This window comes from Pseudomonas sp. ICMP22404 (assembly GCF_006227205.1).
Taxonomy (GTDB): domain Bacteria; phylum Pseudomonadota; class Gammaproteobacteria; order Pseudomonadales; family Pseudomonadaceae; genus Aquipseudomonas.
Genome location: NZ_VCNG01000020.1, coordinates 30530 through 44372, shown reverse-complemented (window position 1 = coordinate 44372; position 13843 = coordinate 30530). Strand labels below are relative to the sequence as shown.

Annotated in this window: 13 protein-coding genes; 10 read left to right on the top strand and 3 right to left on the bottom strand. The window is 60.8% G+C overall.

Annotation, left to right across the window (positions count from 1 at the left end; genetic code table 11):
* Positions 1-7: 7 nt before the first annotated feature.
* The 8 genes from ltrA (at position 8) to FGE05_RS26460 (ending at position 7706) form a co-directional block, all read left to right on the top strand.
* A complete protein-coding gene (ltrA, locus tag FGE05_RS26495) occupies positions 8-1705 on the top strand; it encodes a group II intron reverse transcriptase/maturase (protein WP_139649610.1) in 1698 nt (565 codons plus the stop codon).
* A 95-nt stretch (positions 1706-1800) separates the two neighbouring features.
* The gene (locus FGE05_RS26490) at positions 1801-2301 is read left to right on the top strand and encodes a hypothetical protein (protein WP_041020193.1); all 501 of its coding nucleotides are present in this window, start codon (positions 1801-1803) and stop codon (positions 2299-2301) included.
* A gap of 32 nt (positions 2302-2333) precedes the next feature.
* Positions 2334-3110: a class II glutamine amidotransferase gene (locus FGE05_RS26485; RefSeq protein WP_139649608.1), complete on the top strand. Its 777-nt coding sequence runs from the start codon at positions 2334-2336 to the stop codon at positions 3108-3110.
* 12 nt (positions 3111-3122) lie between these two features.
* Positions 3123-3665, top strand: a complete 543-nt coding sequence (locus tag FGE05_RS26480; RefSeq protein WP_041020191.1) for a DUF2937 family protein — start codon at positions 3123-3125, stop codon at positions 3663-3665.
* 320 nt (positions 3666-3985) lie between these two features.
* Positions 3986-5272, top strand: a complete 1287-nt coding sequence (locus tag FGE05_RS26475; protein WP_139649606.1) for an MFS transporter — start codon at positions 3986-3988, stop codon at positions 5270-5272.
* A 63-nt stretch (positions 5273-5335) separates the two neighbouring features.
* The gene (locus tag FGE05_RS26470) at positions 5336-6088 is read left to right on the top strand and encodes a 5-oxoprolinase subunit PxpA (protein ID WP_139649604.1); all 753 of its coding nucleotides are present in this window, start codon (positions 5336-5338) and stop codon (positions 6086-6088) included.
* On the top strand, positions 6085-6789 hold the full coding sequence (gene pxpB, locus FGE05_RS26465; protein WP_139649602.1) for a 5-oxoprolinase subunit PxpB: 705 nt from the start codon (positions 6085-6087) through the stop codon (positions 6787-6789). Before FGE05_RS26470 ends, pxpB begins: the two co-directional genes overlap by 4 nt.
* On the top strand, positions 6786-7706 hold the full coding sequence (locus FGE05_RS26460; RefSeq protein ID WP_139649601.1) for a biotin-dependent carboxyltransferase family protein: 921 nt from the start codon (positions 6786-6788) through the stop codon (positions 7704-7706). The genes pxpB and FGE05_RS26460 overlap by 4 nt, the downstream gene beginning before the upstream one ends.
* A 105-nt stretch (positions 7707-7811) precedes the next feature.
* Here the strand turns inward: FGE05_RS26460 and FGE05_RS26455 are convergent, their stop codons facing one another.
* From FGE05_RS26455 to FGE05_RS26445, 3 genes are all read right to left on the bottom strand, one after another.
* Positions 7812-8990 carry a VWA domain-containing protein gene (locus FGE05_RS26455; RefSeq protein ID WP_003198888.1) on the bottom strand — a complete coding sequence of 393 codons (1179 nt, stop codon included), beginning with the start codon at positions 8988-8990 and terminating at the stop codon, positions 7812-7814.
* A 34-nt stretch (positions 8991-9024) separates the two neighbouring features.
* On the bottom strand, positions 9025-9870 hold the full coding sequence (locus FGE05_RS26450) for a MoxR family ATPase (protein ID WP_003184225.1): 846 nt from the start codon (positions 9868-9870) through the stop codon (positions 9025-9027).
* 275 nt (positions 9871-10145) lie between these two features.
* Positions 10146-11222: a DUF748 domain-containing protein gene (locus FGE05_RS26445; RefSeq protein ID WP_139649599.1), complete on the bottom strand. Its 1077-nt coding sequence runs from the start codon at positions 11220-11222 to the stop codon at positions 10146-10148.
* A 131-nt stretch (positions 11223-11353) separates the two neighbouring features.
* On the opposite strand from FGE05_RS26445, the gene cysK reads away from it, so the two are divergent.
* On the top strand, positions 11354-12328 hold the full coding sequence (gene cysK, locus FGE05_RS26440) for a cysteine synthase A (RefSeq protein WP_139649597.1): 975 nt from the start codon (positions 11354-11356) through the stop codon (positions 12326-12328).
* Positions 12329-12577: 249 nt separating this feature from the next.
* Entirely contained in the window at positions 12578-13516 is a 939-nt protein-coding gene (locus FGE05_RS26435) for an aspartyl/asparaginyl beta-hydroxylase domain-containing protein (RefSeq protein ID WP_139649595.1), read from the top strand.
* Positions 13517-13843: the final 327 nt, after the last annotated feature.

Sequence of the window (13843 nt, the reverse complement as noted above, 5' to 3'; positions counted from 1 at the left end):
AGGCAGCATGCTAGTACACAGCCATACGGCCGTGCCTGCGCCTTCCGGTGCTCCGCAGCAATGGCACGACATCGACTGGTGTCGCGTTCAGCGGAATGTCCGGGTGATGCAGGTGCGGATTGCGAAGGCTTGTCGGGAAAACAATTGGCGCAGAGTGAAAGCCTTGCAACGAATGTTGACCCGCTCTCGTTCGGCTAGGTACCTGGCCGTACGACGAGTTACTGAAAACCAGGGCAAGCGCACGGCGGGAGTCGACCGCGTGCTCTGGGATACACCCGATGCCAAATGGAAAGCGGCGAATGGGTTGAAGCGGCACGGATATAAGCCACGGCCTTTACGGCGTGTGTTTATTCCGAAGTCAAATGGAAAGGAACGCCCTCTGGGCATCCCAACCATGACAGACAGGGCAATGCAGGCGCTATATCTGCTTGCCCTGGCGCCTATCGCAGAAACCACCGGTGATCCAAATAGTTACGGCTTTAGGATCGAACGTTGCACGGCGGATGCGATGGGACAGCTGTTCGTGTGCCTATCCAAAAAGGTCTCGGCCCAATGGGTTTTGGAAGCGGACATCAAGGGCTGCTTTGACAACATCAACCACGACTGGCTCATTGCCAACGTTCCAATGGACAAGGCGGTGCTTCAGAAATGGTTGAAAGCTGGTGTGATTCATAAAGGCCAGCTACAGGCAACGGAAGCCGGTACACCACAGGGCGGGATTATTTCGCCCACCTTGGCAAACATGGTGCTGGACGGACTGGAGGCACAGCTCAAGCAACATCTGGGCGTGACAAAGGCCAAAAAGCTGAAGATCAATGTGGTGCGTTATGCGGACGATTTTGTGATTACAGGAGGCTCGAAAGAGGTGCTGGAAAACGAGATTAAACCTTGGGTTGAGCGGTTTCTCGCTGTAAGAGGGCTGCAGCTGTCGCCTGAAAAAACCCATGTCGTCCACATTGATCAAGGCTTTGACTTTCTTGGATGGAATTTCCGCAAGTACGATGGGAAGCTCCTGATCAAGCCGAGCAAGAAAAACGTGAAAGCGTTCTATAGCAAGGTCAAGGAGGTCATCAGCACCCACAAAACGGCGACACAGGCGGATCTGATCCGACTGCTAAATCCGTTGCTCAGAGGCTGGGCGCAGTATCACCAGCCAGTGGTTGCCAAGAAGGCGTACAGCCGGATGGACAGTACGATTTTCTCTGCCCTATGGCATTGGGCGAAACGGCGACATCCCAACAAATCGTTGGATTGGGTCAGAAGAAATTATTTTCGGGCTTATGAAGGGAGAAATTGGATATTCGCCACCTCGGTGTTGAAGAAGGATGGGACAAAAACGCTAGCTCCTATGTATCTGTTAGCGAGTACACCGATTGAGCGGCATAGGAAGGTGAGTGGGGTGTTCAATCCCTTCGATCCTTCCATGGAAGAAATGGGCGAAAAATTACGGATGGAACGGATGCTAAAGAAGCTGAAGTACCGGAAGCAAATCGTCAGGCTCTTCCAAGGCCAACGTGGTCTTTGCCCGTTGTGCAAACAACCGATCACCAAGGTCAGTGGTTGGCATGACCACCATATTATCCATCGCTCCCAGGGCGGTGGAGACACCTTGGATAACCGGGTACTATTGCACCCAGTATGTCATCAGCAGCTCCATAGCCGTGGATTGACAGTGAACAAGCCGGCTCCGCAAGGGGCTTTCTAAAGACTTGAGCCGTATGCGTTGAAAGGCGCACGTACGGTTCTTAGGGGGGGACAGGCCAGTAATGGTCTGTTCCTACCCGACTTGCCTGCCTTGCCATGGACACCATGACCGAGAACGACTATCTGATCGCCTGGGGCCTTTACGCCTTCGCCGCACTGGGCTGCCTGCTCGTATGGATGCGCCTCACTCGCTGGATGTGGCGCTGGTTGCGCGAGCCGCTGCGGTTGCTGGTGGCGGTGTTGCTGTTCTGCCCCACCATTGTCGACCCGGTGAAGGACAAGTTTGCCCCGGCCCTGGCCATTGTTGCCCTGGACATTCTGTTCAAGGTGGGCAACAACGTCTGGCGCGCAGCGTCCGACCTGCTCATGTACGGCATGATCGCCTTCGGCGTCTACCTGATCTTCGCGTTGATCCGCTTCCCCATCGAGCGTGCTTCCAACGCCCGCAAGGAAAGGGCCGCCGCCGCGAAAGCCGCTGCCGCCGCAGCTGATGCGGAGGATGACGAGCCGCCGTTCGGCGTGGCCGGCGATGACCGTTACGGTCGCCCGCCGGTGCCGAGCAATCCCCAGCGTTCGCGCATCGAGCCGCGTCTGTAACCCGGCCTGCCCCTTCAAGCGAGAGTCCGAGCATGTGTGAGTTACTGGGCATGAGTGCCAATGTGCCGACCGACATCGTGTTCAGCTTCACCGGGCTGATGCAGCGTGGTGGCAAGACCGGGCCGCACCGGGACGGTTGGGGCATCGCGTTTTATGAAGGCCGCGGCCTGCGCCTGTTCCAGGACCCGGCCGCCAGCAGTGAATCGGAAGTGGCGAACCTGGTGCAGCGCTATCCGATCAAGAGCGAAGTGGTGATCGGGCATATCCGCCAGGCCAATGTCGGCAAGGTCTGCCTGTCCAACACCCACCCGTTCGTGCGCGAGTTGTGGGGGCGCAACTGGTGTTTTGCCCATAACGGCCAGCTCGCCGGTTTCCAGCCGGAGGTGAGTTTCTACCGCCCGGTGGGCGATACTGACAGCGAAGCGGCGTTCTGCGACCTGCTCAACCGTGTGCGCCAGGCTTTCCCGGAACCGGTGGAGGTGGAGCAATTGCTGCCCTCGCTGATTCAGGCCTGTTCCGAATACCGCAGCAAGGGTGTGTTCAACTGCCTGCTCAGCGATGGCGACTGGCTGTTCTGCTATTGCTCGACCAAACTGGCCCAGATCACCCGTCGCGCGCCGTTTGGCCCGGCGCGGCTCAAGGACGTGGATGTGATTGTGGATTTCCAGGCCGAAACCACGCCCAACGACGTGGTCACGGTGATCGCCACCGAACCCTTGACCGAAAACGAAACCTGGACCCGCTACGAACCGGGCCAATGGAGCCTGTGGCGACGCGGCGAATGCGTCAGCCACGGCCGCACCGAATAAGGACGTTACGTTATGTTGCTCAGTTATCTACGGCTGGTGTTGTTTGCAGTGGGCCTGCTGGTGGGGGTCCAGGTGCCGGGTTTCATCAGCGATTACGCCAAGCGGGTCGAGGCGCATCTGATCGAAGCCCAGAACGGCCTGCAAGGCTTCCAGGGCACCGCCAACCAGTTCTTCAAAGGTGACATGCAGGCCCTGGTGGCTCATTACCGCGCCAGCGAGGACCCGATCTTTCGCAGCGATGCCGACAGCCTGAACACCCTGCTGGTGCGTCAGCAGGCATTGGACAAGCAATACCAGGCGATGCAAGGCCCGTGGTATATCCGGTTGCTGCAAGTGGCGCTGGCCGCCGATCCGGACATCCGCAAGGAAACCTGGAATGGCTACAGCTACCAGATCCTGCTGACCCCCGAAGCGATGATCTGGGGCATCAGCGGTGCCATGCTGCTGTCGTTCGGCCTGGAGTGCCTGTTCCGCCTGATCGACTGGGTAGTGCTGGGCGGCAAGCGCCTGCGCCAGAGCCGACCGATTGAAGAGCGGGATTTGCGCGGGCTTTGACCCCACCCAGATAGAGCTTTTCTGTGGCGAGGGGATTTATCCCCGCTGGGCTGCAAAGCAGCCCCAAAAAAACATCAGCCCCAGTGGTGTGTCAGACAGATCCAAGGGGGCTGCTGCGCAGCCCAGCGGGGATAAATCCCCTCGCCACAACAGCATTCCAACCAGACACTCCACCGTTTCCCACCCAATCAACTTTTTCTTATGACCCGTCCGCAATTTTATTCGTTGGACGCGCCGCGCCGTGGGCCCAAGAATCGGGGCAACCGGTCTCTACGCTCCCGTCGTCGAGGCTTATAACAATAAAACCGTGGAGAACCACCATGAGTGCCCCTGACACACTCGGCGTCCCCCAAACCCAGGCCCGTTCCGGCCCGTTCGACTGGTATCGCAACATCAATCAGCAGGAGCGCCGCACCTTCTGGAGCTGCAAGATCGGTTATGCCCTGGACGGCATGGACACGCAGATGCTCAGTTTCGTGGTACCGACCCTGATCGCGATGTGGGGCATCACCACCGGGCAGGCGGGGCTGATTCACACCAGCACCCTGATTGCCTCGGCCCTTGGCGGCTGGATAGCCGGTATCCTCTCGGACCGTATCGGTCGGGTCCGTACCTTGCAACTGACAGTGCTGTGGTTCGCCTTCTTCACCTTCCTGTGTGGCCTGGCCCAGAGTTATGAACAACTGCTGATCGCCCGTACCCTGATGGGCTTTGGCTTCGGTGGCGAATGGACCGCCGGCGCGGTGCTGATGGGCGAAGTGATCCGCGCCAAGGATCGCGGCAAGGCGGTTGGCATGGTGCAGGCGGGTTGGGCGCTGGGGTGGGGCATGACGGCGATTCTGTATGCGCTGCTGTTCTCGGTGCTGGCACCGGAAGACGCCTGGCGCGCCCTGTTTATGCTCGGCCTGGTCCCGGCGGTGTTCGTGATTTTCGTCCGGCGACTGGTCAAGGACCCGGAGATCTATAACCAGACCAAGGCCCGTCAGGAACCGAGCAATCCGGCGAAGTTCTATGAGATTTTTGCCCCCGGCATCCTCTTCACCACGATTCGCGCCTCGTTGCTGACCACCGGTGCGCTGGGTGGCTACTACGCCATCACCTCGTGGTTGCCGACCTTCCTGAAGAATGAACGTGGCTTGAGTGTGCTGAGTACCGGTGGCTACCTGGCGATGGTGATCGTCGGTTCCTATGTGGGTTACGTCATCAGCGCCTATCTGACCGACATCCTGGGCCGCAAGAAGAACTTTATCCTGTTCGCCGTCGGTTCGTTCGTTATCGTGCTGCTGTACACCCAGATGCCGGTGAGCAATAACGTGATGCTCTGGCTGGGCTTCCCCTTGGGCTTCTTCGCGTCGGGAATGTTCAGCGGCATGGGCTCGTTCCTTACCGAACTGTTTCCGACCCGTATCCGCGGTTCGGGCCAGGGTTTCTGCTACAACATCGGTCGGGCGCTGGCGGCGCTGTTCCCGCTGCTGATCGGTCTGCTGAGCCAGAAGGTGCCCCTGAGTGTCGGCATCGGCGCGTTCGCAGCCGTGTCCTACGGCGTGGTGATCCTGGCAGCCCTCAGCCTGCCGGAAACCCAAGGCAAGCAGTTGGATGCCGAGTAATTGATAACCTGTGGGGTGCATGCCCCACGGCCAGAAAAGAAACAACCTACAGGAGCGTTCACTGTGAACCGCCTGCTTTTGAACTGCGATATCGGCGAAAGCTTCGGTAACTGGACCATGGGTCTGGACGCCGAGGTGATGCCCTTCATCGATTGCGCCAACATCGCCTGCGGTTTTCACGCCGGTGACCCGAGCATCATGCGCAAGACCGTCAGCCTGGCCTTGAGCCATGGCGTACAAATCGGCGCACACCCGGCCTATCAGGACCTGGTGGGTTTCGGCCGCCGCTCCATGGCTTACACCGCCCAGGAGCTGCAAGACCTGCTGCATTACCAGATCGGCGCCCTCGACGGCATCTGCCGGGCCCAGGGCGGGCGGGTCAGCTACGTCAAACCCCATGGTGCGATGTACAACGACATGATGGCCAACCCGGCGCAACTGCGTGCCGTGATCCAGGCCGTCGCGGCCTACGACCCGCAGTTGCCGCTGATGCTGATGGCGACCCGGGACAACAGCGCCGCCCAGGCCCTGGGTGATGAATATGGTCTGACGTTGTGGTTCGAAGCCTTCGCCGACCGTGCTTACGACAGCGCCGGTCACCTGGTTTCGCGCCAGTTGCCGGGCTCAGTGCATCACGATGCCGAGGTCATCATCGGGCAGGCCCTGACCATCGCCCGTGGCGACTCGCTGACCGCAAGCGATGGCAGCGCGTTGGTCCTGCATGCCAATACCTTGTGCGTGCACGGTGACAACGCCAGCTCCGTGGCGGCGGTGCAACGCATCTGCGAAGCACTGGACCGGCAGTGTGCATCATGAGACCACGGGTGGAAGTGGTCGCGGTGGACTGCCTGATGGTGCGCCTGTTCGATGAGATCGCCGAGACCCACATGCCGTGGATGCTCGCTGCCAGTGAGCGTCTGCGCGAGGTGTTCGCCGGGGACCTGATCGACCTGGTGCCGTCCTACACCACGCTGATGGTGCATTACGACATGCTGGCGTTGAACCCGGCTCAGGCGCGGGATCTGGTCAACGAGGCGTTGAACAATCTTTCCCCTGACGCCCGCTCGGTCGGCCAGAACCATGTGCTGCCGGTGTGGTACGACCTCAGCGTCGGGCCTGAACTGAGCCTGTTGTCGAGTCGCAGCGGGTTGACGGTGGAGCAGGTGATCCGTCGTCACAGCGAGCACGTATACCAGGTGTTTGCCCTGGGGTTTGCGCCCGGTTTTGCCTTCATGGGGCTGGTGGACGAAGTGCTGGCCGCGCCGCGCCTCGACACGCCTCGCAAGCGGGTGGCAGCGGGCAGCGTCGGCATTGCCGAGCGCCAGACCGCGGCGTATCCGCTGGTATCACCCGGCGGCTGGAACCTGATCGGTCGTACCCCGGCCAAACTGTTCGATCGCGAGCGTGACGGCTACAGCCTGATGCAGCCCGGCGACACGGTACGCTTTGTCGCCGTGGACCACGCCGAATTCATCGCCTTGGGCGGTGACGACACACCGCAGGAGGCCCTGGCATGAGCCGTTTGTCGATCAAGGCCAGCACACCGCTGTGCCTGCTGCAGGACGGTGGCCGTTTCGGCGTCAGGCATCTGGGCGTGACCCAGGGCGGCGCGGCGGACTGGCTGTCGATGGCCTGGGCCAACTGGATGCTGGGCAATGCCCTGGACGCGACGGCGGTGGAAATCACCCTCGGCGGTTTCACGGTGGAGGCCGAAGAGGATTGCGTACTGGCGTTGGCCGGGGCGGACCTCGGGGCGCGGGTAGACGGTCAGGCCGTGGCATCGTGGCGTTATTTCAGTTTGCGCAAGGGTCAGACCCTGGCCTTGACCCAACCGGTGCTCGGTGCCCGGGCGTACCTCGCGGCCCCCGGTGGGTTCGATGCGCCGGCGGTACTGGGCAGCCGGGCGACGGTCGTGCGTGAAGAGCTCGGCGGCCTGGATGGACTGGGGCGCGCGCTGGGCCGTGGCGAGCATTTGAGCTATTCAGGCCCGGTCACACCTCGGCCGATGCCGGGCAGGCTGATCCCGGATTTCCAGCAGACCCAGCCGCTGGACCTGATCCTGGGGGCGCAGAATGGCGCGTTCGGCGGACAGAGCCTGTTCGATGCGTTCAACAGTCCTTGGACGCTGGACAGCCGCGCCGACCGCATGGGCATCCGCTTGCTGGGGGCTGAGCTGAAATATCAGGGGCCTGCGATGATTTCCGAGGGCATTCCCCTGGGAGCCGTGCAGGTACCGCCGGACGGCCAGCCGATCGTGCTGCTCAACGACCGGCAGACCATTGGCGGTTACCCACGCCTGGGCGCCTTGACGCCATTGGCCCTGGCGCGGCTGGCGCAATGCCTGCCAGGCACGCAGGTGCGGTTGCGTCCGGTGGTGCAGGAGGTTGCGCATCGGCAGCAGGTGGAGTGCTTGCGGGGGTTTTTAGACCGCTAGAAGCATCGCGAGCAGGCTCGCTCCCACAGGGATCTCATGTGTGACGCAGATCCAGTGGGGGAGCGAGCCTGCTCGCGATGAGGCCCGAATGCTCGACAACAATCCTTACTTGGAAAGAAACCGCATCCCTTCCTCCAACCCCCGCAGGGTCAGCGGATACATTCGGTCCTCCACCAATTCCCGCACGATGTTGGTCGAGGCGGTGTAGCCCCAGGTGTCCTTCGGATAGGGGTTGATCCAGATGAGTTTCTTGTACTTCTCCATGAAGCGCTGCATCCACACATAGCCCGCTTCCTCGTTCCAATGTTCGACGCTGCCGCCGGCCTGGGTGATTTCATAGGGCGCCATGGCGGCGTCGCCGATGAAGATCACTTTGTAGTCCGCGCCGTACTTGTGCAGCAGGTCCTGGGTCGAGGTGCGTTCCGAGGTGCGGCGCAGGTTGTTCTTCCACACCGACTCGTACACGAAATTGTGGAAGTAGAAGTACTCCAGGTGCTTGAACTCGGTCTTGCAGGCCGAGAACAGTTCTTCGCATATTTTCACGTGGGCATCCATCGAGCCGCCGATGTCGAACAGCAGCAACAGCTTGACGGTATTGCGCCGCTCGGGGCGCATCTGGATGTTCAGCAGGCCGGCGTCCCGGGCGGTGTGGTCGATGGTGCCATCGATGTCCAGCTCTTCGGCCGCCCCCTGGCGGGCGAACTTGCGCAGGCGGCGCAGGGCGATCTTGATGTTGCGGGTACCCAGCTCCACCTGATCGTCGAGGTTCTTGTATTCGCGCTGGTCCCAGACCTTCACGGCCTTGCCCTGGCGCTTGCCGGCGTCGCCGACGCGGATGCCTTCGGGGTTGAAACCGCCGGAGCCGAACGGGCTGGTACCGCCGGTGCCGATCCACTTGTTGCCGCCGGCATGGCGTTCCTTCTGTTCTTCCAGGCGCTTCTTGAATTCCTCGATCAGCTTGTCCAGGCCGCCCAGGGACTGGATCTGCGCCCGCTCCTCATCGGTCAGCGAACGCTCGAATTCCTTGCGCAACCAGTCTTCGGGAATCAGTGCCTGGAGATGGTCGTCGAGTTTTTCCAGGCCGTTGAAGTAAGCGGCGAACGCCCGGTCGAACTTGTCGAAATGGCGCTCGTCCTTCACCAGGATCGCCCGGGACAAGTAATAGAATTCGTCCATGTCGGCAAAGATCACCCGCTGTTTCAGCGCGTTGATCAGGTCCAGCAACTCGCGCACCGACACGGGCACCTTGGCGGCGCGCATTTCATTGAACAGGTTCAGCAGCATGGCAGTGGCCCTCGCGCTTGTTGACGAAGAGGGCTTAACGCGTGCCGCGACGGCTCATGAACGCCAGGCGCTCAAGCAATTGCACGTCCTGTTCGTTCTTGACCAGGGCACCGGCCAGCGGTGGGATGGCCTTGGTCGGATCGCGTTCACGCAGCACCGCTTCGCCAATGTTGTCGGCCATCAGTAGCTTGAGCCAGTCCACCAGCTCGGAGGTGGAGGGCTTCTTTTTCAGGCCCGGCACTTTGCGCACGTCGAAGAACACGTCCAGCGCTTCGCTGACCAGGTCTTTCTTGATGTCCGGGTAGTGCACATCGACGATTTTCTGCAGGGTGACGCGGTCCGGGAAGGCGATGTAGTGGAAAAAGCAGCGACGCAGGAACGCATCCGGCAGCTCTTTTTCGTTGTTGGAGGTAATGATGATGATCGGGCGCTGCTTGGCCTTGATGGTTTCGTCGGTCTCGTAGACGTAGAACTCCATCTTGTCGAGTTCCTGCAGCAGGTCGTTGGGGAACTCGATGTCGGCCTTGTCGATCTCGTCGATCAGCAGGATGACCCGTTCTTCGGACTCGAAAGCCTCCCAGAGCTTGCCCTTCTTCAGGTAGTTGCGCACGTCATGGACCTTGTCCACCCCCAGTTGCGAGTCGCGCAGGCGGCTGACCGCGTCGTACTCGTACAAGCCCTGATGAGCCTTGGTGGTGGATTTGATGTGCCAGGTGATCAGGCGCGCGCCGAAGGACTCCGCCAGCTGCTCGGCGAGCATGGTCTTGCCGGTGCCCGGTTCGCCCTTGACCAGCAACGGCCGCTCCAGGGTGATGGCGGCGTTCACGGCCAGCTTCAGGTCATCGGTGGCCACGTAGGCGCTGGTGCCTTCGAACTTCATCTGCAATTTCCTCGAACGTGTCGCTGGCCCGGCGAGGCGGGGCGCGCGAAGTAAAATGTCGTGCTCGACTATAACGCGACGTCCCGCCGACTGTGAACGCAGACGCTGTATTCAGTCTCTGAATGGGGCGTCACATGTTGACCCGGTCTTGGCGGATGGCCGGACAAAGGAGGGCGATTGTGGCGAGGGAGCTTGCTCCCGCTCGAGTGCGCAGCGCTCGCCGGCTTTTTAGGGCCGCTACGCAGCCCAGCGGGAGCAAGCTCCCTCGCCACAGGCTAGTCCTTAGAGGGCGGCGGCTGCTCGTAGCGCGCGTTGAAGGCCTCGACGAAACCGTTGCGCAGGATCTGCAGGAAGGCTTCGAAGGCGCTGATGTCCTGTTGATGGACATTGCCGTTGAGCTCGACCCGGGTGGCGAACTGGTTCTTGCGCTGATTCTTCAGGGCCGTTTCGCCGGCGCCGACCAGCGCCTCCCAGACCGAACGGAAAATGTTCTTTTTCTCGTTTTCCACGTCTTGTTGCCAATCGAATACGTCCACATCCCGCAGCAGCGGTTTGATGTAGCCGCTGAGTTTGGCGTTGTTCGCCTCAGCCTCGATCACCAGGTCGCCATGGCCGGCATTGAAGTCGAACTTGCCGTAGGCCGCGGCAAAATCGTTCAGGCGCTTGAGTTCGATGTTCCTGGCCCGCAGGCGGAAGTCGAAATCCTCGAACTTGCTCAGCGGGTCGAAGGTGGCTTGCACCTCCAGCGGCGCATGTTCGGCCACCAGGGCTTTGCCCTCGAAACGGGCGTCACGCTTGCCTTCGGTATCGACCACGTTGGTCAGGTTATAGAAGCTGGCGTTGACGTCGGTGGCCCGCAGGTTGACCGGGGGCTTGGAGTTGAAATTGCGAAAGGCCACTTTGCCGTCCCTGATCCGCACCTCGTTGAAGGTGATGGGCAGCAGTTTGCTTAGCTGCTCGCGCCAGTTGGTGCCCTGGCCGGTCTGGGAGTTCTGCCGGTTGCCGCCGCCATCGACGAAGTTCACTTCGGGCCGGGCGAACTCCGCCTCGGCCACCACTGCGTGGTCGTACCACAGCGAGTGCCAGCTGACAGACAGGTCGACCAGCGGTGCATCGACGAACGGTACCGGGACCTTGCCGTCGACCTTGACGATTTTCAGGCCGTTGATCCGGTAGGCTCCGCGCCAGAGCGCCAGGTCCACATCAGTGACCTGGCCGCGGTAGTCGCCCATGTCGGCCAGTTTGTCGTTCAGGTAGTTGCGCACGAGGTAAGGCAACGTGAAATGCAGGGCCACCAACACCGCAACGATGGCTGTGAGAGTCCACAGTGGCCAGCTGTATCGACGCTTCATGTCGTTCGGTCTCAGGCAATATTAAAACCATTGACCGTTGCAGCCCTGCGAACGTTCGCTGCAACTGGACGCCCTCGGGCAACAGGCATACCTTTAGGCGCTTGAATTCACGCATCACTAAGGACCTAGTCATGAGCCGTATCTACGCTGACAACGCCCATTCCATCGGCAATACGCCACTGGTGCAGATCAATCGCATTGCCCCGCGGGGTGTCACCATCCTGGCCAAGATCGAAGGGCGTAACCCGGGGTATTCGGTCAAGTGCCGGATTGGCGCGAACATGATCTGGGACGCTGAAAGCACCGGCAAGCTCAAGCCAGGCATGACCATCGTCGAGCCGACCTCGGGCAACACCGGGATCGGCCTGGCGTTCGTCGCCGCTGCTCGTGGCTACAAGCTGATGCTGACCATGCCGGCCTCCATGAGCATCGAACGGCGCAAGGTGCTCAAGGCCCTTGGCGCCGAGCTGGTGCTGACCGAACCGGCCAAGGGCATGAAGGGCGCCATCGAGAAGGCCGCCGAGATCGTCGCCAGCGATCCGTCCAGTTATTTCATGCCGCAGCAGTTCGATAACCCGGCGAACCCGGCGATCCACGAAAAAACCACCGGCCCGGAAATCTGGAACGACACCGACGGCGCGGTGGACGTGCTGGTGGCGGGCGTGGGCACCGGCGGAACCATTAGCGGGGTCTCCCGCTATATCAAGAACACCTGCGGCAAGCCGATCCTGTCGGTGGCGGTGGAGCCCGAGAGCTCGCCGGTGATTACCCAGGCGCTGGCGGGCCAGGAAATCAAGCCCAGCCCCCACAAGATCCAGGGGATTGGTGCCGGATTCGTGCCGAAGAACCTGGATCTGTCGATGGTCGATCAGGTTGAGCGGGTGACGGACGACGAATCCAAGGCCATGGCCCTGCGCTTGATGCAGGAAGAAGGCATTCTGTGTGGCATTTCCTGTGGCGCGGCGATGGCCGTGGCCGCACGCCTGGCGGAAAAACCCGAGATGCAGGGCAAGACGATCGTGGTGATCCTGCCGGATTCGGGCGAGCGGTACTTGTCGAGCATGCTGTTCAGTGATCTGTTTACCGAACAGGAAAACCAGCAGTAATACGGTGGCAGGACAGCTTCTGTGGCGAGGGGATAAATCCCCTCGCCACAGAAGCCTTCAGCAGGATTGAAGGTGTTTTGACTGGCGTCAGCCAGGGTTCAGGTGACGCCTGTTAGGTTTATTGCGTCCTGCACAATAGTGAATATTGCGTTAGACGGTTTCTACCCGGGCCATGAGCATTTAGCATGGCCCCCGGCCACGTCGGGCAGTTGACGTCGCATCAGTTGCTTTTTTGACAAGGAGTTATGAATGACCGTTTCGTTTGTCGCCAAGGCGTCGGTACTGCTGCTGTTTCTGGGCAGTACGCTTTATGTGCACCTGCGCGGCAAGGCGCGTTTGCCGGTGTTGCGCCAGTTCGTCAACCACTCGGCGCTGTTCGCACCCTATAACACCCTGATGTACCTGTTCTCCGGCGTACCGTCCAGGCCTTACCTGGACCGCAGCAAGTTCCCCGAACTGGATGTGCTCAAGGACAACTGGCAGGTCATCCGTGATGAGGCGATGCACCTGTTCGACGAGGGTTACATCCGGGCCGCGGAAAAGAACAACGATGCCGGCTTCGGCTCGTTCTTCAAGAAAGGCTGGAAGCGCTTCTACCTCAAGTGGTACGACAAACCGCTGCCGTCGGCCGAAGTGCTGTGCCCCAGGACCGTCGAGCTGGTCAACCGGATTCCCAACGTCCGCGGCGCGATGTTCGCACTGCTGCCGGGTGACAGCCATTTGAACCCCCATCGCGATCCGTTCGCCGGCTCGTTGCGCTATCACCTGGGGCTTTCCACGCCCAACTCCGACGATTGCCGGATCTTCGTCGACGGCCAGATCTATGCGTGGCGCGACGGCGAAGATGTGATGTTCGATGAAACCTACGTGCACTGGGTCAAGAATGAAACACCCCAGACCCGCGTGATCCTGTTCTGCGATGTCGAGCGCCCCTTGAGCAGCCGGTTGATGACCCGTCTCAATCGCGCTGTCAGCGGCTTCCTCGGCCGCGCCACCGCGCCGCAGAATCTGGACGACGAACGCGTCGGCGGTATCAACCAGGTCTACGCCTGGAGCAAGTCGTTCAGCGATGGTATCAGCGGCCGGGTCAAGCAGTGGAAACGCAAGTACCCCAAGGTGTATCGGGTGATGCGGCCGGTGCTGGCGGTGGTGGTACTCACGGCACTCGGCTATTGGTTGTTCGGTTAACCATTGCGCAATACTTCGAGCGCTGGTTATAGTCAGCGCTCGTCGGGTTTTCGAACCCACTTCCCCAAAGAGATCGGCTCATGCCTGTATCCCCTGTCATCGCGGTTGTGGTTCCAGCGTTCAACGCTGGCGTCGTGCCGTGCGGGAATCAGCAGCCTGTGCAGATCGGTCAATACCCTCCACCTGTCAGTAGCTCATCGGTGTACGCCGTCGTATCACCGCCGGGTGTTGGCGTTCAGGGCTGATCGGCAACGGTTGCCGTCCCCTGTGCCTGCCTGAAAAAAACTACTGGACTTCAGCCTCGGCTGAGTTGGCTTTTGCCTGACT